This is a genomic window from Pseudomonas sp. Pf153, from assembly GCF_001269775.1.
Classification (GTDB): Bacteria; Pseudomonadota; Gammaproteobacteria; order Pseudomonadales; family Pseudomonadaceae; genus Aquipseudomonas; species Aquipseudomonas uvaldensis.
In genome coordinates this window covers 218,338-242,095 of record NZ_LHVL01000018.1, presented here as the reverse complement: position 1 = coordinate 242,095, position 23,758 = coordinate 218,338, and the positions used below count along the sequence as shown (strand labels likewise).

Genomic DNA, 23,758 nt, shown 5'->3' with positions numbered 1-23,758 from the left:
GGTTTATCTCCGGGTCGGGTCGAACGTGACAGGCAGCGAGGCCCAGCAGGCATCATAGTCGGTTTGCAATTGCGGGCAGTCCAGGGCGAAACGAGTCGGACGCAGCACCTGGCTGGTTTCGAACATAAAGGCCATGGTGTTGTCGATCTTCGCCGGCTCAAGCGCGGCATTGATCGCCCTGGTGCAGGTTTCGCCGTCCGGACCATGGGCGCTCATGCAGCTGTGCAAGGAGGCACCACCGGGCAGGAAACCTTCGGCCTTGGCATCGTAGGCGCCTTGGATCAGGCCCATGAATTCGTTCATCAGGTTGCGATGGAACCACGGCGGACGGAAGGTGTTTTCCGCCACCATCCAGCGCGGCGGGAAGATCACGAAGTCGAGGTTGGCCAGGCCGTGGACGCTGGTCGGCGACGTCAATACGGTGAAAATCGAAGGGTCCGGGTGGTCGAAACTGACCGTGCCAATGGTGTTGAAGCGGCGCAGGTCGTACTTGTACGGCACGTTGTTGCCATGCCAGGCCACCACATCAAGCGGTGAGTGATCCAATTCGCAAGCCCACAATTCGCCAAGGAACTTCTGCACCAGCGTGGTCGGTTGCGCAACGTTCTCGTAATGGGCCACCGGTGTGAGGAAGTCACGTGGATTGGCCAGGCCGTTGCTGCCAATGGGCCCCAGGTCCGGCAGGCGAAGCGCTGCGCCATGGTTTTCGGCTAGGTAACCACGGGCCTGCGGGTCGAGCAGTTCGACCCGGAACTTCAGTCCGCGAGGCAGCACGGCGATTTCCAGCGGAGCCAGTTCCAGCACACCCAACTCGGTGGCGATCCGCAGCCGTCCCAGCTGCGGCACGAGCAGCCATTCACCGTCGGTATTGAAGAACACCCGCTCCATGGAGCGATTGGCGCGGTAATGATAAAGACTGATGCCGGCCGGCTTGTCCTGATTGGCATTGGCCGCCATGCGCACCAGTCCGTCGATGAAGTCGGTTGGCTCTGCGGGGATGTCCAACGGGTTCCAACGCAGGCGATTGGGCGTGACGTCCCCCAGCGGACCACCATCGAGCTGGCGTTCCAGTCGGGTAAAGGCCGGATGGTTGGCCGACGGCCGGATGCGGTACATCCAGGTGCGTCGCGCTTCGCTGCGGGCCATGGTGAACGCCGTACCGGAAAACAGCTCGGCGTACAGTCCGTACGGGGCTTTCTGCGGGGAGTTCTGGCCAACGGGCAATGCACCCGGCAGCGCTTCACTGGCGAATTCGTTGCCAAAGCCCGATTGATAGATCAGGTCCGATGCAGCGGGATCGACGTTCATGGAGCCTCCTGAACACCTGTTATTTTTATCGTAATCGAATTACGCATAACGTAATTTGCTCGACAGCGACCGTCAAGCTATAAAGACGCCCATTCGCCTCTGGACCCTGCGCCTCCATGGAAAACCCGCTCAATAACGGCAAACAGAAAGTCCGCTCGGCCGAAGTCGGTACCGACATTCTCAAGGCCCTGGCCGAACTCTCTCCATCCACCTCGCTGTCGCGCCTGGCCGAACACGTGCAGATGCCGGCAAGCAAGGTTCATCGCTACCTGCAAGCCTTGATCGCCAGTGGTTTTGCCGAGCAAAACACGGCGACCAACCATTACGGCCTGGGGCGCGAAGCGCTGCGGGTGGGCCTGGCGGCGTTGAACGGCATGGACGTGCTGCAGGTGGCAGCCCTGCCCCTGGCCGAGCTGCGGGACGACCTTAACGAAACCTGTTTCCTGGCAGTGTGGGGTAACCACGGTGCGACCGTGGTACGGATCGAACCTGCCGTGCGAGCGGTGACTGTGGTCACGCAACTGGGCTCGGTACTGCCGTTACTCAGCTCGTCTACCGGCCTGGTGTTCAGCGCGTATCTGCCGGAACGTGAGACGATCGAGTTGCGTGAGCAGGAAGTGAAGAGTACCCATGGGCATCTCCTGGCCGATGATCAGGCCTATGGCAGCCTGTGCGAGCAGATTCGCAGTCGCGGCCTGCACCATGTGCACGGCTTGCTGATGCCGGGGGTGGATGCATTGTCCGCCCCGGTCTTCAATGCTGTCGGCCAGGTGGCTGCCGTCATGACCATCGTCGGTCCGACTTCACTGTTCCATGCCGACGAACATGGCCCGGCGGCGCAACGGTTATTGGCGGCCACTCGGGCCGTGAGCTGGCGGATGGGCTACGAATGCGATGGCGCTAGCTCATGACCCCCATGCCCTTGGCCTTCGCCACCGCTTGAGTACGCCGCTGCACACCCAGTTTGCTGTGGATCCGACGCGCGTGGGTTTTCACAGTGTGCAGCGAGATAAACAGCTGTTCGGCAATCTGTTGGTTGGAATGACCTTGCGCAATCAATCCCAGCACTTCCAGCTCCCGCTGGCTCAGTAATGTTTCTTCAGCCACGCTCACATGCGTCTCGAGAGGTTGCGCCGCCTGTGACCAGCGCAACAGCTCCGGCTGGCGCAGGCCCAGTTCGTGCAATGCCTGCTCTGCCCGCCAGCAGGCGACTCGTTCAAGTCCTTCCCGCATGAGTGCGCGCGCCAGGGCATGATCGGCGGACAGCCAGGCAACTTCCGCCAGAGCCAGGTGCAACTCGGTCTCCAGCCCATGCATGCCGCAGCGCTGCGCCCGGTCGATCATTGCCTTCAGGCGCGCCTGCGGGTCTTGCGCCCGATGCAGATAGACCTCGGTGAGCACCAGCAGGTATTCAAGTCGCGGGATCAGCTCCAGCGTCGCCGGAGGCGCTTGCTTGGCCTGGGGCCCATGAAAATGGCGAAGGACTCGGGTCAGGGCCTCATGGGCCAGTTCCGGGCGCCCTTGCTGCAACCAGAACTGGCAACTGGTTTGCAGCAACACGCCTCGATAGACCGTGTCGGGGATGTTTCGCTGCTGCATAATCCGCTCTGCATCACGCAACTGCATGAACGCCTCACCGTAATCGCCCCGGTTGACGGCCAGGTTGGCTTTACCAAGGAAACCATAAAGCACTTGTTTGTCCTGGTAGCGCATCGCTGTCTCCAGCCCCAACTGGAATTGCTCGGTGGCCTGCTCATCGAAGCCCATGCGCAGTGCCAGGCGTCCACGGCGCAAGGCGATGCGCCCCAGGAGCGCCGAAAAATCCTGGCCCGACTTATCAAGCAACGCCTGGACCGCACTCAGCAGAGCGTCGGCTCGATGAGGTGCGCCACGCTGCTCCAGGATCTGGGCATGGTCCAGCTCCAGCAAACCTTCGAACACCAGCGAGCCATGAGCACGCGCCAGGCATAACGCCTGGCGACTGGTCCACTGGGCGCTGGCCAGTTCGCCCTTGAGCAGCGCCTGCTGCGTCAATCCCGACAGGCATAGCAACTGCAAGGCCCAGGTGTTCGGGTCCAGGTTGGCCTGGGCCTGGAGAAAGTGCTCGCAGGCTCGTTCGCCGTCGCCCGACAAATGCAACAACCAGCCCCGAAGCACCTGCCAGCGAGCCACCAACTCTCTCTGTTGGCAGGCCTGTGGTTGCGGCAGGAAGCGGGTCAACTGCTCGATGCACACCGATGCCTGGTCGAAACGTCCGGCGAACAGCAGCGCGGCAGTGACCAACCCCACCGACTGCGGAGTGCTCAGCGTCAGCGCCTCGCCTTGCTGGTCATGCAGGTCGAGCAACAACAGCACATTGTTGCGCTGCAGTAGATGCTCGAAACTCAGGTGCTGCAGGAAACTGATGGCCGTTTCGAACTCCTCGGCCTGGATGGCCTGCTCGAACGCCATCTGCCAGTCCTGCTCGGCGGCGAACCACTGGCAGGCCCGTCGATGCCAGGAACGTCCCTGCGGCCAGGGCTCGTCACGTACCAGCCGGGCCAGGGGCGGATAGACCTGCAACCAATCCGAGGATTGTTCCCACGGTTCAATGAAACACCCCAGGTCCAACAACAGGGGAAGACATTCCACCCCGACGGTGTCCCCGAACAGGTGCTCACAAAGACGGGCATTGAACCGCGGCAGATGCGCCAACACGCGCCAGGCTTGCGCCAGGTCCGCCGTCAGCGTGCTGAACAGCTCGTATTCAAGGTAGTCGAGCAGGGTCCCGGGCCGCCCTGGCGACGCGTGGCGGCGCGCCCATTCACAGCGTTCGAGCAAGGCGATGCGCACCCCGGCGCACCAACCACCGCTGCGCTGTATGACTTCGCGGGCCGTGCGGATCGCCTGGGGTGCGGGCAGGTGACCGAGCAAGGGGAGGATATCGTCGGACGTGAAGACCAATGCCTTGGCATCGAACTCGTACAGCTCGTCATCGAGCAGCAGGCGCGTCCAGTTGCAGTGTGGACGTCGGCGGCCATTGAGCCACAGGTGAAGCAACGGACTGCCGGCATTCAACAAACGGTCGAGCAAGCGGTCCAGTTCGGGGTTCGGCACTCGGCAGTAATCGTCCAGGAACAGCCAGGTGGGGGTTTGCAGACGGGCCAGATGATTTAGCAGCCCCGCTTCATCCATCACTGGCAAGCCGAGGGCTTGCGTCAGGCGCTCGCACATCTGCGCCCCATCCAACGCAGCGCCTGCCAGTGGCAACCAGTGCAATCGGCAGTCGCTGGGGGCTTGCAGGAAGCATTCGGCGAACAACGCGCTCTTGCCGCTACCTGCCGGGGCGCACAGCAATTTCACCCGCGCCCCCGAGGTCAGCAGGGGCTCGCTCAGGGACCTGCGCGACACATGCGTCGCAGACAGGCGAGGCAGCAATCCAGGACGGTCCGGGCACGGGGTCATGGCGGTCATGTGTGCAGGTCCTTTTTATTGTTCTTCCACCACCCTAGTCCTGTGTCGTCCACCTTTGGAGAAGTATTCAGCGCGCTGATTGGCTCCCATAAAAAAACGACCGACAGATGCGGCTGCCGGTCGTTCGTGATGATCAAATCAGGCAAAACCCCATCCATCACACCTTAACGCACGCCTGAAGAGCGTAGCGCCGCCGGCGTGTAGTCGGCCGCACGGGCCTCGAAACCATATACGTAACTGTGCTTTTCTTCGTTCTTCATGCCCAGAGCAATGTAGCGACCGGCGATCAGATCGTAGAGCGCCTCGAGGGTGTAACCCGGGTTCTGATGATCGTAGTAGAACTGGGCATGCCCTTCGGCCACGCGCCACAGTTGGCCGCGACCGTCATAGTGATCCACCAGCGCGGCCTGCCAGCTGTCCTCGTCGATGTACATGTGGCGCTTGGCGTAGATGTGCCGCTCGTTGGGCTTGACCGTACCGATCACTTCCCAGACCCGGTGCAACTCATAACGAGTCAGGTCCTGGTTGATGTGTCCGGCCTTGATCACATCGTCGTACTTGAGAGTGGGCGAGTCGAGCTTGTAGCTGTTGTACGGAATGTACATTTCCTTCTTGCCGACCAGCTTCCAGTCGTAGCGATCCGGCGCTCCGGAGAACAGATCGAAGTTATCGGAGGTGCGCAACCCGTCGGCCGCCGTGCCCGGACCGTCATAGGCCACTTGTGGCGCGCGTCGCACACGACGCTGGCCCGCGTTGTAGATCCAGGCCAGACGCGGCTCCTTCACCTGGTCCAGGGTTTCATGCACCAGCAGCACGTTGCCGGCCAGGCGTGCCGGGGCGGTGACTTCCTGCTTGAAATAGGTCAGCACGTTGCTGGCCTTTTCCGGATCGGCGTCCTTGATCAGGAACGGCACGGCAATTTCTTCTTCAAAACGGATCGGCGTGAAACTGCCGTTGGTCTGTGGCGTCGCCTGAGTGATGACACGCCGCAGGTTGCCACCGTGATAACGAGTGACGTGGTTCCACAACACTTCCACACCGTTCTTGGGAATCGGGAAAGCGTAATAGCGGTTACCGGTGAAATTGGCCAAGCCGTTGCCGTCGTTGATTGCAGTGACGTTAAGTGCGCTGCGCTTGACCGACTCGTAGATTTCCGGCGGCAGGCCCACGCTGCGATGAGTCGGGTACACAGGGATCTTGTAGGTTTCGGGGTAGCGCTTGAACATTGCGACCTGGCCTTCGGACAGCTTGTCCTTGTACTTGTCCACGGTCGCGGCGGTGATGGTGAAAAGCGGTTTTTCATTGGCGAACGGGTCGGCCAGGAACCCCTTGCTGTCTACCGCACCGGCGTTCTTGGGAATGCCGCCGGTCCAGGCCGGGATCGAGCCGTCGGCGTTACCCGCCTTCTCAGCCCCCAGCGGCGTGAGGCTCGTCCCCAGCTTGTTGGCTTCTTCCGGCGAGACCGCCGCCATCACATTCGCAGCCAGCAGGCTCAAGGCCAGGGCACCGCATTGCAGGATCATCTTGCGCATTGGGTTTTCCTTGTCAGCCAGATCAGAAGTTCACGCCGAAGCTCAGCGCGAGGAAGTCGCGATCTTCGAGAACGTTGTAATCGCCGCCAAAGAAATCGGTGTAGCTCAGGCTGGCGGTGTAGGTGTTGCGGTAGTCGGCATCGACACCAACGCTGACGGCCTTGGCGCCTTCGTTGAAAAGCCCGTTGGGGCCGTAGCCGGCCACGTCATGGGACCAGGACAGATTAGGCTTGAAGTTGATGCCGGCGACGACGTTGGAGTAATCGAGGATGGCCCGGGCGCGATAGCCCCAGGAGGTCGACGTGACGAAGCCGTCGGTGTCACCGTTGAATCCGTACTGACCGTAGACCGAGTCGCGGCCATAACGCAGTTTGTCCTTGGACTCCAGCCCGCCGACGTGCACCACCGCCGCCTCGCCCACCAGGGTCAGGCGATCGGCGCCCAGCACTTGGTCGAAGAAATGCGTCATGGTGCTCTGGACCTGGGTGATTTCCTTGCGCCGGTAACCGGTATTATCCGCCCCTGCCGACGTGGCAATGGGGGATGCGGCACCACCGGCGATTGGATTGAGCAAGGCCAGGGTCAGGTCGTTGGTGTTGAGCTGTACCGGCGCGTTGGGGCGGTAGCTGATTTCCCCGGTCCATGCGGTGCCGGTGGGCAGCGTGGTTGAGAAGCTGGCGCCGTACAGGCGGATATCCTCGGGGTATTCCAGGTAGTACTGGCCACGTCCCAACATCACGCTTTGCGCCAGGCCGGCGCCGCTGCCCGGAAAAATACCGTTGGCAATCGCGACCATCCCGGGCAACGCCGCCAGCGTGGAAGCACCGGCCGTGGTGGTGCCGACAGTTGGCGTGCGGCTGTGATAGTTCATGAAATACAGGCCGTACTCGGTGTCATCGCCGAGCCAGCGCAACGCCGTACCCCACTGGCCGGAGTCCCGCGCATCGCGGTCACCGCCCCGAGGGATGATCACCCCTTCGTCGACCACTTGAATGCCCTGGCCGAACAGCTGGGTCAGCGGCACGAACGGCGCGATCGCCGGGCTGCCCACCGTGTAGCCGGTGGTGCATCCGTCGGCGACAACATCGTTGCCGAAAAACGTGCCGCAGTTATCGACCACCGTCTGGTCCCACTCCAGTTGGTAGAACCCCTCGAGGGTGAGTTTGTCGGTCAGGCCCTGGGAAGCGAACAGCATGTTCACCGGGATCAGGCCTTCCTTGATCTCGGCGCCCGGACGGCGGAACGCAGAAACGTCCACCGGGTTGATGCTATTGATCGAGTTGCCGATGAAGGTGCTTTCGCCCCAACTCACCACTTGCTTACCGGCGCGCACGGTGCCCGGCAGGTCGGCGATGGAGTAGTTGTGATAGACGAAGGCGTCGAGAAGCTCGGCTCCGGAGGACTTGGCGCCTTCCTTGCGATTGCTGTCGCTGATGTCCTTGAACTCGCGGCCTTCATCCTTGAGCTCGAAGTCATACCAGTACTTGCCGCGCACGAACACGCCGGTGTCGCCGTACTTGAGTTCGAGGTCGTGCAGACCTTTGAATATTTTGGAAAAGGTCTCGCCTTTCTTGAAATTCAGCCGCCCATCATCACCGGTGGACGATTGGCCCCGACCGCCGTTGACCGTGCCAACCAGGTCCTTGTCGGCATCGCGCATGCCCCAGCTCGCGCCCACGGACAACGAGGAGTCGAACTGGCCTTCGATCTCGCCAATGTTGAATGAAACGGCCTGCGCCTGGGCGCAGCAACCCAAGGCCACCGCAACGGCCAGCGCTTGCGGCTTGAAGATGGCGCGCATTGTTATTGTTGTCATGCGTCTTCCCCGGTGAGTGACAGAGCCTTCACCCTACTGCCGGCCGGGGCGGGCGATAAGCGCACCAAGGAGGTATTCGCGCTGTCGCTCGAAAGGATTACAGCTCTTGTGGGACGGGGCTTTGCGTCGTCCATGGACGCACTGGATGATGGGTCATCAGCGCCACGCATACCTATCCCAGCGGGCAGCACTATTGCGCCTGATGCAACAGTGCATGTCCGGATCCGGGCTGTTTCCCGGCCCGGTCAGTCCTTATGCTGGCCGGGCTTGCAGGGTAACGGGCCTGCAACATCCGCCATGGCATCCCTCACGCCTGGCGCACCGTCATTCGGATGGATGGGTGTATCGGTCCATCAACCCGTGCTTGCCGACGTTGATTTGTAGCTCCTTTGCAACGTCATGCTTAGGCCGCTGCTTTGTTGCAGCGGCCTTTTTTATGTAGGTCTATTCGTGGAAAAAATTCAGTATTCCTACAGCTCTGTCGGAATCTCTCACCTGCCTGGCTTTTGAATCAGAACTCATAATCTTGCTCGTCGCCTCAGATGGGGACGACATACAGAGTTGTGGTGTCTGTAACCACTCACAAGCGCATCGAAAGGAACTCGATATGCAGCAAGAAAAAAACATTCTGGTTAATAGAGGCATACCTCGTAGCACTTCTTCACCCTTTGGCTTCGGATTTAGCGGTGGGAGTGTGCCAAATCGCGACCATTGGGACCGCGCATACGACGCAGTCGATCATGCTATTGACTGGCTGATTGACAGCAATGAAGCTACAGAGAAACTTTATACTGAAAACCTGCAAAATATCACTTATATAACAGATACCGAACTCGCAAAAACAAGAGCAGCTGTCATTGCCGTAGTCCCCCCTGACACTGACACGCTCGAGATTGAATCAAGAACACTTAGGCTACAACTTTTCAAAGCCAGGAACGATCACCAAGAACACATAGCAATAGCCAACTTATATTACGGGCATGATCCCCTGACCCACCCCGCCCAAGATTCTCGCCTTCAGGGTTTCGAACTTCTTGGGCGACGCGGAGGGCGCACAGCCTATTACGACGCGATTGCCAAATGGAAAGTTTCCTATGCCGCGGCTTACGAGGCAAAGTTTTTGGCTGAGCAGATAAGGCTAATGGATGCTCGCTTAGCTTCTATCGATCATGCCATCGCCGAGGCCAAGAAGGCCCAAGCAGTGGCCGCGGCAAATGCTGCTGCTCGGGCAAGGGCCCAGGCCGAAGCTAAACGTGCGGCGGAACGAGCACGGCTGGCGGCAGAGACACAGCGCCTGGCAGCGGCTGCCGCAGCTCACGCTAAAGCCCAGGCCGAAGCCAAACGCGCAGCTGAAGAGCAGGCACGCAAGGCAGCCGAAGCCGAGGTTCAACGTGCGGCCCAGGCACAAACAACACGCCCAGTCCTGGCTGGTCGCACATTCCTGCTGCCGGGCGCGGCAACCGCAGTCGGCCCGGTATTCGCCATCTCCGGCAGCACCTTGGCCATAAGCCCGGCAACAACCCTGGCCATCCAGGCTGCGCTACGCTCCACCGTCTCGGCGATTGTCGAAGTCGTCGCCGCAACGGCCGGCCCGGCAGTCGGCGGCATTGCGGCATTGCTTTATCCCTCGGAACTGGGCAACAGCGATCTGTATGCCCTGAGTGTCCCGCTGTCAGAACTCGCGCCGGACAACACCGATGACTTGCACCTCGTCGCCACATCAACAAGGGAAATGACGCTCCCCGTCGTCCTCGGCTCCAGGACCGTCGCAGACAAAACGGAGTTCGTCGTCGCGGCCCCTTCAAGGGTTTCCAAGCACTCCAGGGTGCCGGTCAGACTCGCCACGCTCGATGCGCAAGCCAACACTTACAAGTCCTACCTCCCGAACGCCGACATCGGAATGACATGGACGCCTATCGTCACACCGGGCGATGCTTCTACGGCGCTACCGGCAAGCGTTTCGAACGCCACGATCTATGACGGCGCCACTCCCGTCGCCGGAAACGGGCGAATCGATAGCCACCCGGAACTGGATCGCTACAGCTTTGGCGGGTTTGTCACAGTGTTCCCGGCTGACTCGGGCATTCCTCCGCTGTATACCGTATTCAGCAGTCCTTATGAGGGAGCGACGACCACAGGGGAGCACAGTGGACGCAGATTCAATCCCGAGCAGGCGGGTGGGCCGATTCTTGAATTGGATTGGAGGACGGCGACCATTACCCGGAAAGGAGTTGAAGAAGTGAAGCTGCATATTGCTCGGCTGAGCCCGTCAGATGCCAATGGCGTCATGATCGAACGGCTTGAAAGTATTCTCAGCGGAAAAGTTGGTATCACTGATACAGATCGGCGGTACTACACGCATGAAATCAGGGAACTCGAAAGATTTCGAACCCTTGGCTTGGCTGATGATTTTACACCCGAAGAAAACTCTCCCTACTGGAATAATACCCATACCGCAACACTCGAAGATTACAAAATCCAAGATCGCGTGTCATTGCTTTATACTCCGGACGCTTTAGCCAAAGCGGACCTACAGGACCAGAAAAATTATCAACAGCTTCTGAAGGAGATGTCGCAATGAGCACCGTTGAACAAATAGTCAAAAATGAATCATTAGAAGAGATTGTCACGGTCTTCGCACTGCTGAAAGCGAACCCACATCTGGACATGTTGATCAGGCGTCATAATCCGGAGCTTATACAACACGGCGAGCTTGAAAAAATTTACACCAAACTTTTCGAAGCGGGAATACTCGAAAGCGGCGAAAAAGGACTATGCATCAAAGGTCCTAATTGGAAAGCACCAAAATTCTTTACAGAAAAACGATACACGTAACACTACCCGCACCCTGAAGGCGCCGTCGCCTAAACAGCGGCGCCTTCTTCCTGACCTCGATTTTCTTACAAACCAAACGCCTATTCCCACATCAAACCCAGACCTTCACTACATGCCAACCCCACGATCATTGTTAGCCTGAAACCGGTCCCAGTTTGTCGCTTCGACCTTATTCAGTTATCAGTGAGCTCTTTATGTTTCCAATAAACTCCAGCAGTTATCGTTCAAGAAAAAGCTATAACAACCGCATTCGTTTCCTGGTCTTTCATTACACGGCCGCCAATTTCTCTTCTTCCATCAACGCTCTGACCGGCCCGTCGGTCAGCGCCCATTACCTGATCCCGGATTTTACCGACCCCACTTATTTGAAAGCAGGTTTCAACGAACCACAGATTTTCAATCTGGTGGACGAGCAGCACCGCGCCTGGCACGCGGGCGTGAGTAGTTGGGGTAATCGCAATAATTTGAATGACACCTCCATCGGCGTGGAGATCGTGAACCTGGCCGCCGATCACCAGGGACAGTTCACGTTTCCTCCTTATCAGCCGCAGCAGATAGAGGCCGTGGAGCAGTTGGCGCTCGACATACTCAAGCGCTATCCCGACATCAGCCCGGTCAACGTAGTGGCCCATTCAGACATCGCCGCCGGCAGAAAAAGCGATCCCGGCCCGATGTTTCCCTGGCAGGCGTTGTACGCCAAGGGCATCGGAGCCTGGTTTGACGAGCCGACGCAAAGGGCCTATCTGGAGGCTTACCAATGCAACGGCTTGCCCCCTCGCGAGCATTTGCTCGGCTTGTTCAAGAAATATGGGTATGACATTTCGGCCGCCACGACAAGTGCGGGCTTCCAGCGCCTGGTGCGCGCCTTTCAGCTGCACTTTCGCCCGGCCAGATATGATGGGCTGATGGACTTCGAGACCGCTGCGAACCTGGCGGCGTTGGTGAATAAGTATTTTCCCTGACCGACGTTGCCGTCGCTGACGGCAACCGGTCGAGGTCACGAATCAAACGGCGTAGCGTTGCAGATTCGCCATCATTTCCTTCAAGGCTTCCAGGTTGTCATTGGGATGCACGGCGTTTTCGAAGTCACAGATCTGCTGCCAGTGGGCGGCGACGTCCTCGGGTGAAAAGCCCTTGCCCGGATCGAATCCGGCGCCGAGGCTACGCTCCCAGCGAACCTTGCCCATCCAGCCGCCGCCCACCTCGAACAACCCGGAGGTTTCTTGGCATGCTTCGCTGGCCAGATACACCACCAGTGGGCTGACCAGTTCAGGCTTGAGTTGCTCGAACACCTGCGGCGGCATAAGGCCTTCGGTCATACGGGTTCCGCCGGTAGGCGCGATGGCGTTGACCAGGATGTTGTGCTTGCGCCCCTCAATGGCCAGGGTCCGCGTCAACCCGTAGAGACCGAGCTTGGCCATACCGTAGTTGGACTGGCCGAAGTTGCCATAGATACCGGACGTGGAAGCCGTGAAGATCACCCGGCCATAATTCTGCTCGCGCAGGTGTGGCCACGCGGCACGGGTGACCTTGTAGGCGCCCTCGACATGGACGCGGTAGACCAGGTCCCAATCGGCGTCATCCATTTTGTGAAAGGTCTTGTCCCGCAGGATACCGGCGTTGTTGACCACTACATCGACCCGGCCGAACACGTCGAGCGCGTTCTGTACCAGCTTGTCGCCATCGGTGACCGAATCGTGGTTCGCCTCGGCGATACCACCGGCTTCGCGAATCTCAGTCACCACCCGGTCTGCCGCCGAGGCATTGGCCCCCTCCCCCTGGGCGGAACCACCGAGGTCGTTGACCACCACCCGGGCCCCCTGCCTGGCGAACAGCAAGGCATGAGCCCGCCCCAGGCCACCGCCAGCGCCGGTGACGATCACCACTTTATCTTCGAAGCGCACAGATTCACTCATGGGCAGAACTCCAGCAGGCCGAATGGTTTGCAAAGCCCGAGTGTCCGGTACAGGGGGGACGGTCTTCAATCAACTCGGCTGAGAGTGAATGGTGGGCGATAAGGTGAGGGGATGATGCTTGCGCGCCTCGCTGGGCAAAAAATGCCTTGGCTTGGCTCAACGTCATCGCCCTGAAACAGAAGTCACGAGTACACCCTTTGCCGGACCGGACCGGCGATTCCTGCACGAAACGCCAGGTAATGCTTGAGTACCTGCACCGGGGCTTCGGCCTGGGGGTAGTGGCCGATGTCAGGCAACAGCACCGTGTCCGCATTCGGAATCAGCGCCTCATAGCGCGCCACCATGTGCGCACCGGAAATCGGATCGAACGCGCCATCTATGACACGCATAGGCACTTCGCCACGCTGCATCGCCTGCACCCAGCGATCACGCTGCACACGGCGCTCGGGAATGTAGCGGATGAGCTTATGCATGATCCGCGGTCCGTCATGGCTTTGCACCAAACTCCAGTAGTCGTCCAGTTCGCTTTCGCTGGGACCTGTCCACGGACCGAAGATTTGCCGGAAACTCTTGGCGATATCCTCTCGGGAAACAGCCCGGCCCACCAGCCAGCCCAAAGGGCTGAGCAACAACTTCTGCACCAGCACCGGACGATGGGTTTCGGGAAACAGGCCACCATTGAGGAACACACAACTGGCAATGTCGATCCGCGCCTCGCAATGGCGAGCGATCAACTCCTGGGCCACGCTGTCCCCATAATCGTGAGCCAGCACGTGGACCGCTTGCCTCACATTCAGATGCGCCAGCAGTGCCTGCTGCAGATCGGCCTGTTCCAGCAGGCTGTAGACGTGGTCCACCGGCTTGGCCGAATCGCCGAACCCGAGCATGTCGCAGGCGATCACCCGATAACGCTGTGCCAGGGGCTGCCACAGGTAATGCCAATCCCAACTAGCCGTGGGGAATCCGTGGATCAACAATAATGGCTCACCCTGCCCCGCCACCCAGTACCGAATGGCGTGCCCCCGGAACATGAAGGTCTGCCCACGCTGGCGCCAGATACGCAGGGGAACCTGTACCATGGGCATCAGTTTTTATAACCCGGGTCTTGCTGATCGAGTTTGCGCAGCAATGCCGGCCAGGCCAGCACACCCCCCATGCCCTGCGCGCTCTTGGTGACCCCGGCGATCATCGCCCGGGCACCGGCCAGGATCGGCGGCTCAATGGCAATCAACTCCGCCCCGCCGTTCTGCGCCAACACCTGGATCTCACAGGCGCGCTGGAACGTGAACATCATCAGGAAGGTATCGGCAATGGTGCCGCCACAGGTCAACAACCCGTGGTTGTGCAGCATCATGAAGTTGTTGTCGGCCAGGTCGGCCTGCAGGCGAGCCTTCTCTTCGGGGTTGAGTGCCACACCTTCGTAAGGGTGATACGCAAGGCTCGACAATACGAACACCGATTGCTGGCTGATGGGCAGCACCCCTTGCTTCTGTGCCGATACGGCGACACCGGCGGCGGAGTGAGTATGCAAAACACAGGCTACATCGTGCCGCGCCTCGTGCACCGCACTGTGGATCGTGTAACCGGCCGGATTGATCTCGTAAGGGCTGTCCATCAGTTTGTTACCGGCCAGGTCGACCTTGACCAGGCTCGACGCGGTGATTTCATGAAACATCATCCCGAACGGGTTGATCAGGAAATCTTCGGTGCCGGGAACCTTTGCGGAGATATGCGTGAAAATCAGATCATCCCAGCCGTGCAACGCGACCAACCGGTAACAGGCGGCCAGGTCGACCCGAGTCTGCCATTCCGCTGCACTGACTTGTTCCTTGATGCTGAGTGTCGATTGGATGGGCGCTACGCTCACGGCTCTGACCTCTGGCTTATCGTTATAAGGTGTCACGAACAAGCCGTGCACAAGAGGATGAGTCTAGTCAGCTATGATGAGGGTGCTAGTTGCCTTTGCAGCCAGCTTACTGACCGAGCGAGTCACACCGCCCGGTGCGCAGGCCACCTTCCTTCAGCGACGCAATACCTCGATCAATTCCCCCAGCCATGGCTCGGCATCGGTTTCCGGGGTGACGCTTTCGCTGGCATCCAGACGCAACATGGGCAACACCTCGGACACTCCAATCTCGGCGAACAACTCACGCATCTGCTCGCCACCGCCGCAGAATGTATCGCCGTAGCTGGCATCCCCCAGACCGATCACAGCGCCGGGCAAGCCACGAAAAAATGCGGGCAACTGATCGCGAATGGTCGAATACAAGGGGATCAGGTTATCCGGCAGTTCCCCCATTCCGGTGGTGGATGTCACGGCCAGCAGAGCCTGGGGGGCGAATGCCTGGATGTCCGCCAAGGTCGCTCGGGGATTGCACAACGTTTCGAAACCGGCCCCACCGAGCAGTGTGGCGGCGTGCCGGGCGACTTCTTCGGCAGTGCCGTATACCGAGCCGCAAAGGATGGCGATTTTCATCAGCGTGGTCCTGAACCTGATATGAAAAAGAGTCGGGATAGTAACAGGCTGAGCGATAAGGCTGCGATTGACGTCCAACTGCATAATGGCCATTGGACAGCCCATCGGTTTCTTCTAAAATGCTGTATTTCCAAGGATTTCAAAAGGACGAGATCCATGATTAACGGGCAACTGATGCAACTGGTGATAAACGCTTCCAATGACGGAATCGTCATCGCTGAAAAGGAAGGCGACGAAGACAATATTCTGATCTATGTGAATCCGGCCTTCGAACGACTGACCGGTTATAGCCGCGACGAAATCCTGTATCAGGATTGCCGCTTCCTGCAATCGGGTGATCGCGACCAGCCAGCGCTGGAGCATATACGCAGAACATTGAAACAAGGCGGCGCCTGCCGGGAAGTGCTTCGCAACTATCGCAAGGATGGCACTGCGTTCTGGAACGAATTGTCGCTGTCCACGGTAAAGAGCGAAGCGGATGGCAATACCTACTTCGTCGGCGTACAAAAAGACGTGACAGCCCAGGTCAAGGCGCAAAAGCGCATCGCCCAGCTGGAAAAGGAACTGGCGGACGCCAGGGCCACGATTGCGCGGCTGGAAGCGACAAACGGCTCAAACAAAACGGCGAATTAAGAGTCAATCGCTACACTCGACCGTAAACATGTAAAAACATTCCGAGCACACCATGCAGCGCGACGCCCTTTTGACCCAGGATGAGCTGGACTTCATCCGGACCATGCAGCACAACCCGCAACTGAACGAACGGGATGTCACGTCGAGCCTGCTGGTCAATGGCGGATCGCAGATCCGTGACCTGCTGACGCGTCTGGCGGCAAACGAACAGGTCACGCTGCAAGCCCATTTCGATAACCAGCAGATGACTTTCCCGTTGCATCTGGTGGAGGACGAATTTCACGCGATGCACTTGCGTCTGGGCGTACCGAGCATCTACGAAGACGGTCCGAAGGTGCGTCCCTGGCGCCTGGCGCTCCAAGAACCGGTGGCGCTGGAGAACGCCAAGGGTCAGCCAGTACCTTTATGGGTCCACGAGGTGTCGTGCAAGGGGGTGCTGCTTGAGAACCGCAGCCGCATCAAGCCACCGAAGCAATTCGCCCTGTGGTTCAGCCCATCAGGCTACGAAAGAATTTCATTGCGCGGCACCTTCGAACGGGAAACCCATCAGGGCCTGTATGCCTACCATCTGAGCCAGGATGACCAGGACGAGACCGAGCGCCTGCGTCAGTACATTCTCCAACAACATCGTCTGACCCACCCGGCCATGCATGTGTAGGCTTCGTCCGGCCAGGGCCTGAAACATTCGTTCGGCCCGTGTTCATCTGGCCTTATGTGTCCAGGTTTCCCGCCAATAGTTGACGCAGGCGCTGGCGCATCACCGTCCCCTCATTACCCAGGCAGCCGATGGACGACCCCGCCAGACTGTCCTGGATCAAATCGGAAGCATCGCCCGCCAGCATCAAGGGACAATCCAGGCTCATCGCCAGTTTGTTCAAGCGCTTGGATAGCTCAGGCGCCGGCGCATGGTTGGACACCAATACCAACGCCACAGGCTTTACCTTCTGGCACACCAGGGCCAGCTCATCGAACGGCTGCCCGACCGTCAATAATCGGATGCCCACTTCCGCCTTGGAGAGGAACAGCGCCGTGATCAATAACTCCAGTTCGCGGCATTGACCGGCGATGGCCGTGATCAGAATACGTCGCGATGGGGAGTCACGCTTGAGTAAAAGTCGCTGCGCGACGCGCGAACGCAGGAAACCGTCGTAGAACAGCCATTCGCTGGCTTGCCCGAACTCCTGCTGGCGTTGCAGCAGTTGTCCCCACAGCGGCATCAATATGTTCTGGAATACGATCGGCACCGAATAGGTGGAAAAGATCTGCCCATAGACGCGGTCCAGTTGCATATCGTCAAAGTTACTGACTGCATCGGCCACCTGCTGTTGCCACTGGGCATAGTCACTGATTACCCGACCGGATGGGATAGAGGGGATGCCCGATTTCACCGAATCGGCCCTGGCCAGGAGTTTGCTCACCTTGCTTACCGCCACGCCACGATCGATCCACGCCAGGATGGTGCGGACCTTCTCGATGTCCCCCAGGGAATACAGGCGGTGGCCGCTTTCGGTACGCGTCGGCTGGATCAGACCATAGCGGCGTTCCCATGCACGCAATGTCACCGGGTTCACGCCGGTCAGTCGAGACACCTCGCGAATTGGAAACAGATCCTCCCGTTCCATAGCGTGTGAAGCCCGGAAAAGGATCTTATCGTCGGACACTACGCTCATCTTGGAAGTCATCCATGGCGAATTGGATCCTATCTTACTCCTTCTTAGTCATACGATGACAAGCGCAACGCTGATCGACCCGCGGATTTGTCAAAGGCGCTCGTAGGTACAGGTCCACAGCGGCTGTTATAGTTTTGGACCTGCTTTGAACCGAGCCGTCCCATGCCCAGTGCAAACGCTCCGATCCTGCTCACCGGCGCAGCCCAGCGCGTTGGCTTGCATTGCGCCCAGCGCCTGCTTGAAGAAGGCCATCCGGTGATCGCCACCTATCGTACCGAGCGCCCGGGCGTACAAACGCTGCGGGATCTCGGTGCGACCGTGCTGTACGCCGATTTTTCCGGCGAAGCCGGGATCCTGGCCTTTATCGAACAACTCAAGCAGCACACCGACCGGCTACGGGCTATCGTGCACAACGCCTCGGCGTGGCTGGCCGAACCCCCCGGCGACGAAACCAGCGCCTTCACGGCCATGTTCGGTGTGCACATGCTCGCGCCGTACCTGATCAACTTGCATTGCGCCGAGATGCTTCTACGCTCGACCCCGGCGGACATCGTGCACATCAGTGATGACGTCACCCGCAAGGGCAGCAGCAAACACATAGCCTATTGCGCCACCAAGGCCGGCCTCGAAAGCCTGACCCTGTCGTTTGCGGCGAAGTACGCACCGGCCATCAAGGTCAACGGTATCGCCCCGGCCCTGCTACTGTTCAATGCCGATGACGATGCGGATTACCGCGCCAAGGCCCTGGCGAAGTCAGCGCTGGGCATCGAGCCCGGCAGCGAAGTGATCTACCAGAGCCTGCGTTACCTGCTGGACAACCCCTATGTCACCGGCACTACCCTGACCGTCAACGGCGGGCGGCACGTCAAGTAGCTTGTTTCGAGGAGTCATCATGGCGCTAACCCTGCCCCAGAATTACCGCGAGATTCTCATCGGCCTGGGCGAAAACCCGGAGCGCGAAGGGTTGCTGGACACGCCGCTGCGTGCCGCCAAGGCCATGCAGTACCTCTGCCATGGCTATGAGCAAAGCGTCGAGCAGATCGTCAATGGTGCCCTGTTCGCTTCGGACAGCGATGAAATGGTGATCGTCGCCGACATCGAACTCTACTCCTTGTGCGAACATCACCTGCTGCCCTTCATCGGCAAGGCCCATGTGGCTTATATTCCTACAGGCAAGGTCCTGGGGCTGTCGAAAATCGCCCGGCTGGTGGACATGTTCGCCCGTCGCCTGCAGATCCAGGAAAACCTCACCCGGCAGATCGCCGATGCGGTGCAGCAGGTGACCCAGGCCGCCGGCGTGGCGGTGGTGATCGAAGCCCAGCACATGTGCATGATGATGCGCGGTGTCGAAAAACAGAACTCGACCATGAACACTTCGGTCATGCTGGGCGCCTTTCGCGAGTCCAGCACCACCCGCCAGGAATTCCTGCAATTGATTCGACGGAGCAACTAAATGCCACAACTCCAGCCAGCCATGGCGCGCATCCGGGTCAAGGATCTGCGCCTGCGTACCTTCATCGGTATCAACGAGGACGAAATCCTCAACAAGCAGGATGTATTGATCAACCTGACCATCCTCTACCCGGCCCAGGACGCGGTGCGTGATAACGACATCGATCACGCCCTGAACTACCGCACCATCACCAAGGCGATCATTGCCCACGTGGAAGGCAATCGCTTCGCCCTGCTCGAACGCTTGACCCAGGAATTGCTGGACCTGGTCATGAGCAACGAATCGGTGCAATACGCCGAAGTGGAAGTCGACAAACCCCACGCCTTGCGATTTGCCGAGTCGGTCTCGATTACGTTGGCGGCAAGCAGGGCGACTTCGTAGTCGCTTCAAGCAGCAAGCCACAAGCGGTAAGCTTGGCGACCTCAATCCACCTTGCAGCTTGAAGCTTGCCGCTTATAGCTGTCTCGCAGAGACCACCATGACCGACCAACAACGCCTCGAACTCGAAGCCGCCGCTTTCCGTCGGCTGGTAGCCCACCTGGACAGCCGCAAGGATGTGCAGAACATCGACTTGATGAACCTCGCCGGCTTCTGCCGCAACTGCCTGTCCAAGTGGTACAAGGCCGCCGCTGACGAGCGCCGGATCGAGGTCAGCCTCGACGACGCCCGTGAAGTGGTCTACGGCATGCCGTACGCCGAATGGAAAGCCCAATACCAGAAAGAAGCCAGCGCCGAACAACAAGCGGCGTTCGCCAAAGGAAAACCCGATGCCTGATCTGAACTCCTTCCGCGCCCGCCTCAAAAGCGGCGAGCACGCTTTTGCCGACACCCTGACCTTCATCACCGATGATTATGAATACCAGCCACAAGCTTTCACCAACGGCGACGTGAAAAATGCCGCCGGTCAAAACGAAGGCTCATGCAAGACCCTGGGCCTGGCGCTGCTTGAAAGCCTGAGCGACGAAGAAGCCCTGCTGGCGTTCGGCGAACATTACCGCTCGGTGCTGGCCACGCCCGAAGGCAATGATCACGGCAATATCCGTGCGCTGATGGTTCATGGGCTGGCGGGTGTGAAGTTCGATGAGTTGCCGCTGCAACGGCGCTGATCGATCCTACCTGTGTGGTGAGATCCGCTCTTGTGGCGAGAGGATAAATCCCCTCGCCACAAGAGCTGCATACATCCTTACTGACGAACACCTCGCCACATCCCGACTTTTAAGATTGACCCGGCAACTTTATTTCGTTTGTCGGCGCCCTGCTCTCACGGCTTAGATAACGCAACCCTATTCACCTACGAGCCGTCGTCCATGAGCAGCAGCGAAACCATCAGCCAGTCGATTTCCACCGTGCATCCCATCAGCCTCAGCCACGGCCGAAATGCCGAAGTCTGGGACACCGACGGCAAGCGCTATATCGACTTTGTGGGCGGTATCGGTGTGTTGAACCTCGGCCATTGCCACCCGCATATCGTCGAAGCCATCCGCGAACAAGCCACCCGACTGACTCATTACGCCTTCAACGCTGCGCCCCATGCCCCTTACATTGAATTGATGAAGCGGCTGACGGCGTTTGTGCCGGTGGAGTATCCGGTCAGCGGCATGCTCACCAACAGCGGCGCCGAGGCTGCGGAGAATGCCCTGAAGATCGTACGCGGCGCCACGGGTCGCAGCGCCGTCATTGCGTTCGACGGCGGTTTCCACGGCCGGACCCTGGCGACCCTCAACCTCAACGGCAAGGTGGCACCGTACAAGCAGAAAGTCGGCGTGCTGCCTGGGCCGGTGTATCACCTGCCCTATCCCAGCAAAGACAACGGCGTGACCTGTGCCGAAGCGTTGAAAGCGATGGAGCGGCTGTTCAGTGTCGAGATCGACGTCAACGACGTGGCCTGCTTCATCGTCGAACCGGTGCAGGGCGAAGCCGGTTTTCTCCCGCTGGACATGGCCTTCGCCCAGGCACTGCGACAGTTCTGCAATGAGAAGGGCATCGTGTTGATCATCGATGAAATCCAGTCCGGTTTCGGGCGCACCGGCCAGCGCTTCGCATTCTCGCGCCTGGGCATCGAGCCGGATCTGATCCTGCTGGGCAAGAGCATTGCCGGCGGCGTGCCCCTGGGCGCGGTAGTGGGGCGCAAGGCGTTGCTGGACAACCTGCCCAAGGGTGGACTGGGCGGCACCTACTCAGGCAACCCCATTGCCTGCGCCGCCGCGCTGGCAACCCTGGACACGATGACCGACGAGCGCTTGCGGGCCTGGGGTACGCAGCAGGAAGAAGCGATTGCCAGCCGCTACGAATCGTGGCGCAGCCGCGGACTCACGCCTTACCTGGGGCGCTTGACGGGCGTCGGCGCCATGCGTGGCATCGAGCTGGCCCACGCCGACGGCACCCCGGCGCCGGCACAGTTGACGCAACTGTTGGCCCTGGCGCGGGAAGCGGGCTTGCTGCTGATGCCCAGTGGTAAATCGCGGCACATCATCCGGTTGCTGGCGCCGTTGACGACCGAGGCGAAAGTGCTGGAGGAAGGGTTGGCTATTCTGGAAGCTTGCCTGGCGAAACTGGTGTGAATACAGAACCCTGTGGGAGTGACAGGCATGAAAAAACCGGCCGAAGCCGGTTTTTTCATGCCTGACGAATCAGAACGAAGCGTTCTGCAAACCGTCCAGGTAGCGCTCAGTGTCCAGGGCCGCCATGCAGCCGGCGCCGGCCGAGGTGATGGCCTGGCGGTAGACGTGGTCGGCCACGTCGCCGGCGGCGAAGATGCCTTCGACGCTGGTGGCGGTGGCGTTGCCGTCGCGGCCGCCCTTGACCACCAGGTAGCCGTCCTTGAGTTCCAACTGGCCTTCGAACAGCGAGGTGTTCGGAGTGTGGCCGATGGCAATGAATACGCCATCAACCTTGATCTCGTCGAAGCTGCCGTCGTTGTTCTTCAGGCGAGCACCGGTCACGCCCATGTTGTCGCCCAGTACTTCGTCCAGGGTGGCGTTGAGCTTGAGGATGATCTTGCCTTCGGCTACGCGGGCATTGAGCTTGTCGATCAGGATCTTCTCGGCGCGGAAGGTTTCACGGCGGTGGATCAAGGTGACCGTGCTGGCGATGTTGGCCAGGTACAGGGCTTCCTCGACGGCGGTGTTACCGCCACCGACCACGGCCACAGGCTTGTTGCGGTAGAAGAAACCGTCGCAGGTCGCGCAGGCGGACACGCCTTTGCCCATGAAGGCCTCTTCCGACGGCAGCCCCAGGTAACGAGCGCTGGCACCGGTGGCGATGATCAGGGCATCGCAGGTGTAGGTGGCGCTGTCACCAGTCAGAGTGTACGGCTTGGCGGCAAAATCCACGGCATTGATGTGGTCGAAGACGATTTCGGTTTCGAAGCGCTCGGCGTGTTCTTTCATGCGCTCCATCAGGGCCGGACCGGTCAGGCCATGGACGTCGCCCGGCCAGTTGTCGACTTCGGTGGTGGTGGTCAATTGACCGCCGGCCTGCATGCCGGTGATCAGCAGCGGCTTGAGGTTGGCACGGGCCGCGTAGACTGCGGCGCTGTAACCGGCAGGGCCGGAACCGAGAATAATCACTCGCGAATGACGAACTTCAGACATGACCTGCTCCTGTTGACCGGACCTCGCGGACCGGAACGCCGGGTGAGCGGCGGGAATAAAAAAGGACCGTTGATGCACTTGGGGAAGGCTTTGGTTCGACGGCCCTGAAAAAGAATGGGTGCAGCGTATCGAGGGAGCGAAGATTAAGGAAATACGGTTTAACAATCCAGCTCATAGCTGCGTTCTATCCGCAGCGGACCCGTCGATAGGACAGCCCGTGCAACAATCCTGTTACAGGCCATGTAGACGCTTTCCCAGGCGGGGCAAAGCCGGTAAGGTCGGCGCGTTCAACTTTCGTTCGGAGCTTCCCATGCCCGCCCCCGTCCTGTCCGGCCCGCAATATCTGCAAGAAGGTCTCAAGCTGGTCCTCAGCCCGGGCTTGCGCCTGTTCGTGCTGTTGCCGCTGGCGATCAACCTGCTGTTGTTCATCGGTCTGATCTACCTGGCCGGTCACCAATTCAGCCTGTGGGTCGACACCCTGATGCCGTCGCTGCCGGACTGGCTGAGCTTCCTCAGTTACATTCTCTGGCCGCTGTTCGTGGTCCTGGTGATCCTGATGGTATTTTTCACTTTCACCATGCTCGCCAATATCATCGCCGCACCGTTCAATGGTTTTCTCGCGGAGAAAGTCGAAGTGGTGATCCGGGGTACCGATGATTTCCCGGCCTTCAGCTGGGGCGAACTGGTCGCCATGGTGCCTCGCACCCTGGCCCGGGAAGCCCGCAAGCTCGGCTATTTCCTGCCCCGGGCCCTGGGCCTGTTCGTGATGTCGTTCGTGCCGGTGCTCAATCTGGTGGCCGCACCGTTGTGGCTGCTCTTCGGCGTGTGGATGATGGCGATCCAGTACATCGACTACCCGGCGGACAACCACAAGCTGGGCTGGAACGAAATGCTCGCCTGGCTGCGGGAAAAACGCTGGCAGAGCCTGGGTTTTGGCGGCAGCGTGTACCTGGTGCTGCTGATCCCGGTGGTGAACATCCTGATGATGCCGGCGGCGGTGGCTGGGGCGACCTTGTTCTGGGTGCGCGAGCAAGGCGCCGAGACCGCGCTGGCCCGGCAAGGCTGAGCCGTCA

At 59.7% G+C, this 23,758-nt stretch carries 23 protein-coding genes; 13 read left to right on the top strand and 10 right to left on the bottom strand.

Annotated features, from left to right (window positions below):
* Positions 1–3: 3 nt before the first annotated feature.
* Complete coding sequence (gene hmgA, locus AD666_RS13180) at positions 4–1,308, bottom strand: homogentisate 1,2-dioxygenase (protein ID WP_053152381.1); 1,305 nt, start codon at positions 1,306–1,308, stop codon at positions 4–6.
* A gap of 116 nt (positions 1,309–1,424) precedes the next feature.
* On the opposite strand from hmgA, the gene AD666_RS13175 reads away from it, so the two are divergent.
* A complete protein-coding gene (locus AD666_RS13175) occupies positions 1,425–2,219 on the top strand; it encodes an IclR family transcriptional regulator (RefSeq protein ID WP_053152379.1) in 795 nt (264 codons plus the stop codon).
* Here the strand turns inward: AD666_RS13175 and AD666_RS13170 are convergent.
* From AD666_RS13170 to AD666_RS13160, 3 genes are all read right to left on the bottom strand, one after another.
* Positions 2,209–4,761, bottom strand: a complete 2,553-nt coding sequence (locus AD666_RS13170) for a LuxR C-terminal-related transcriptional regulator (RefSeq protein WP_053152377.1) — start codon at positions 4,759–4,761, stop codon at positions 2,209–2,211. The two genes, AD666_RS13175 and AD666_RS13170, sit on opposite strands and share 11 nt — an antisense overlap.
* Before the next feature lie 164 nt (positions 4,762–4,925).
* Positions 4,926–6,293, bottom strand: coding sequence for a DUF1329 domain-containing protein (locus AD666_RS13165; RefSeq protein WP_053152374.1), 1,368 nt, complete (start codon positions 6,291–6,293; stop codon positions 4,926–4,928).
* 22 nt (positions 6,294–6,315) lie between these two features.
* Positions 6,316–8,109 (bottom strand): DUF1302 domain-containing protein, encoded by a 1,794-nt coding sequence (locus AD666_RS13160; RefSeq protein ID WP_053152372.1) that lies wholly within the window; start codon positions 8,107–8,109, stop codon positions 6,316–6,318.
* Positions 8,110–8,716: 607 nt separating this feature from the next.
* On the opposite strand from AD666_RS13160, the gene AD666_RS13155 reads away from it, so the two are divergent.
* From AD666_RS13155 to AD666_RS13145, 3 genes are all read left to right on the top strand, one after another.
* A complete protein-coding gene (locus AD666_RS13155; protein ID WP_053152370.1) occupies positions 8,717–10,690 on the top strand; it encodes an S-type pyocin domain-containing protein in 1,974 nt (657 codons plus the stop codon).
* Positions 10,687–10,944, top strand: a complete 258-nt coding sequence (locus tag AD666_RS13150; RefSeq protein ID WP_053152368.1) for a hypothetical protein — start codon at positions 10,687–10,689, stop codon at positions 10,942–10,944. Before AD666_RS13155 ends, AD666_RS13150 begins: the two co-directional genes overlap by 4 nt.
* Positions 10,945–11,138: 194 nt before the next feature.
* Positions 11,139–11,906 carry an N-acetylmuramoyl-L-alanine amidase gene (locus AD666_RS13145; protein ID WP_053152366.1) on the top strand — a complete coding sequence of 256 codons (768 nt, stop codon included), beginning with the start codon at positions 11,139–11,141 and terminating at the stop codon, positions 11,904–11,906.
* A 42-nt stretch (positions 11,907–11,948) separates the two neighbouring features.
* Here the strand turns inward: AD666_RS13145 and AD666_RS13140 are convergent, their stop codons facing one another.
* From AD666_RS13140 to AD666_RS13125, 4 genes are all read right to left on the bottom strand, one after another.
* A complete protein-coding gene (locus AD666_RS13140) occupies positions 11,949–12,860 on the bottom strand; it encodes an SDR family oxidoreductase (protein WP_053152365.1) in 912 nt (303 codons plus the stop codon).
* Between the two features lie 182 nt (positions 12,861–13,042).
* Positions 13,043–13,945: an alpha/beta fold hydrolase gene (locus AD666_RS13135; protein WP_053152362.1), complete on the bottom strand. Its 903-nt coding sequence runs from the start codon at positions 13,943–13,945 to the stop codon at positions 13,043–13,045.
* Positions 13,945–14,727, bottom strand: coding sequence for a class II aldolase/adducin family protein (locus AD666_RS13130; protein WP_053152360.1), 783 nt, complete (start codon positions 14,725–14,727; stop codon positions 13,945–13,947). Before AD666_RS13130 ends, AD666_RS13135 begins: the two co-directional genes overlap by 1 nt.
* A 153-nt stretch (positions 14,728–14,880) precedes the next feature.
* Positions 14,881–15,336 (bottom strand): flavodoxin, encoded by a 456-nt coding sequence (locus AD666_RS13125; RefSeq protein WP_053152358.1) that lies wholly within the window; start codon positions 15,334–15,336, stop codon positions 14,881–14,883.
* A gap of 156 nt (positions 15,337–15,492) precedes the next feature.
* Between AD666_RS13125 and AD666_RS13120 the strand changes: the two genes are divergently transcribed.
* Together AD666_RS13120 and AD666_RS13115 are read left to right on the top strand one after the other, a co-directional pair.
* Positions 15,493–15,969, top strand: coding sequence for a PAS domain-containing protein (locus tag AD666_RS13120; protein WP_053152356.1), 477 nt, complete (start codon positions 15,493–15,495; stop codon positions 15,967–15,969).
* A gap of 52 nt (positions 15,970–16,021) precedes the next feature.
* Complete coding sequence (locus AD666_RS13115) at positions 16,022–16,627, top strand: hypothetical protein (RefSeq protein ID WP_053152354.1); 606 nt, start codon at positions 16,022–16,024, stop codon at positions 16,625–16,627.
* Positions 16,628–16,679: 52 nt separating this feature from the next.
* Here AD666_RS13115 and AD666_RS13110 read toward each other — a convergent pair whose 3' ends face one another.
* On the bottom strand, positions 16,680–17,639 hold the full coding sequence (locus AD666_RS13110) for a MerR family transcriptional regulator (protein WP_053153226.1): 960 nt from the start codon (positions 17,637–17,639) through the stop codon (positions 16,680–16,682).
* Positions 17,640–17,801: 162 nt separating this feature from the next.
* On the opposite strand from AD666_RS13110, the gene folM reads away from it, so the two are divergent.
* From folM to AD666_RS13080, 6 genes are all read left to right on the top strand, one after another.
* Entirely contained in the window at positions 17,802–18,512 is a 711-nt protein-coding gene (gene folM, locus AD666_RS13105; RefSeq protein ID WP_053152352.1) for a dihydromonapterin reductase, read from the top strand.
* Positions 18,513–18,531: 19 nt separating this feature from the next.
* The gene (folE, locus tag AD666_RS13100; protein ID WP_053152349.1) at positions 18,532–19,092 is read left to right on the top strand and encodes a GTP cyclohydrolase I FolE; all 561 of its coding nucleotides are present in this window, start codon (positions 18,532–18,534) and stop codon (positions 19,090–19,092) included.
* Positions 19,093–19,473, top strand: a complete 381-nt coding sequence (gene folX, locus AD666_RS13095; protein ID WP_053152347.1) for a dihydroneopterin triphosphate 2'-epimerase — start codon at positions 19,093–19,095, stop codon at positions 19,471–19,473.
* Positions 19,474–19,570: 97 nt separating this feature from the next.
* Positions 19,571–19,867 (top strand): DUF1244 domain-containing protein, encoded by a 297-nt coding sequence (locus tag AD666_RS13090; protein ID WP_053152345.1) that lies wholly within the window; start codon positions 19,571–19,573, stop codon positions 19,865–19,867.
* Positions 19,860–20,198, top strand: a complete 339-nt coding sequence (locus AD666_RS13085; protein ID WP_053152343.1) for a HopJ type III effector protein — start codon at positions 19,860–19,862, stop codon at positions 20,196–20,198. The genes AD666_RS13090 and AD666_RS13085 overlap by 8 nt, the downstream gene beginning before the upstream one ends.
* A 201-nt stretch (positions 20,199–20,399) precedes the next feature.
* Positions 20,400–21,653 (top strand): aspartate aminotransferase family protein, encoded by a 1,254-nt coding sequence (locus AD666_RS13080; RefSeq protein ID WP_053152340.1) that lies wholly within the window; start codon positions 20,400–20,402, stop codon positions 21,651–21,653.
* Between the two features lie 69 nt (positions 21,654–21,722).
* Here the strand turns inward: AD666_RS13080 and trxB are convergent, their stop codons facing one another.
* Entirely contained in the window at positions 21,723–22,685 is a 963-nt protein-coding gene (gene trxB, locus AD666_RS13075; protein ID WP_003205459.1) for a thioredoxin-disulfide reductase, read from the bottom strand.
* Positions 22,686–22,995: 310 nt separating this feature from the next.
* Here trxB and cysZ point away from each other — a divergent pair, with 310 nt between their 5' ends.
* Positions 22,996–23,751, top strand: a complete 756-nt coding sequence (gene cysZ, locus AD666_RS13070; protein ID WP_053152338.1) for a sulfate transporter CysZ — start codon at positions 22,996–22,998, stop codon at positions 23,749–23,751.
* The last annotated feature ends 7 nt before the right edge of the window (positions 23,752–23,758 follow it).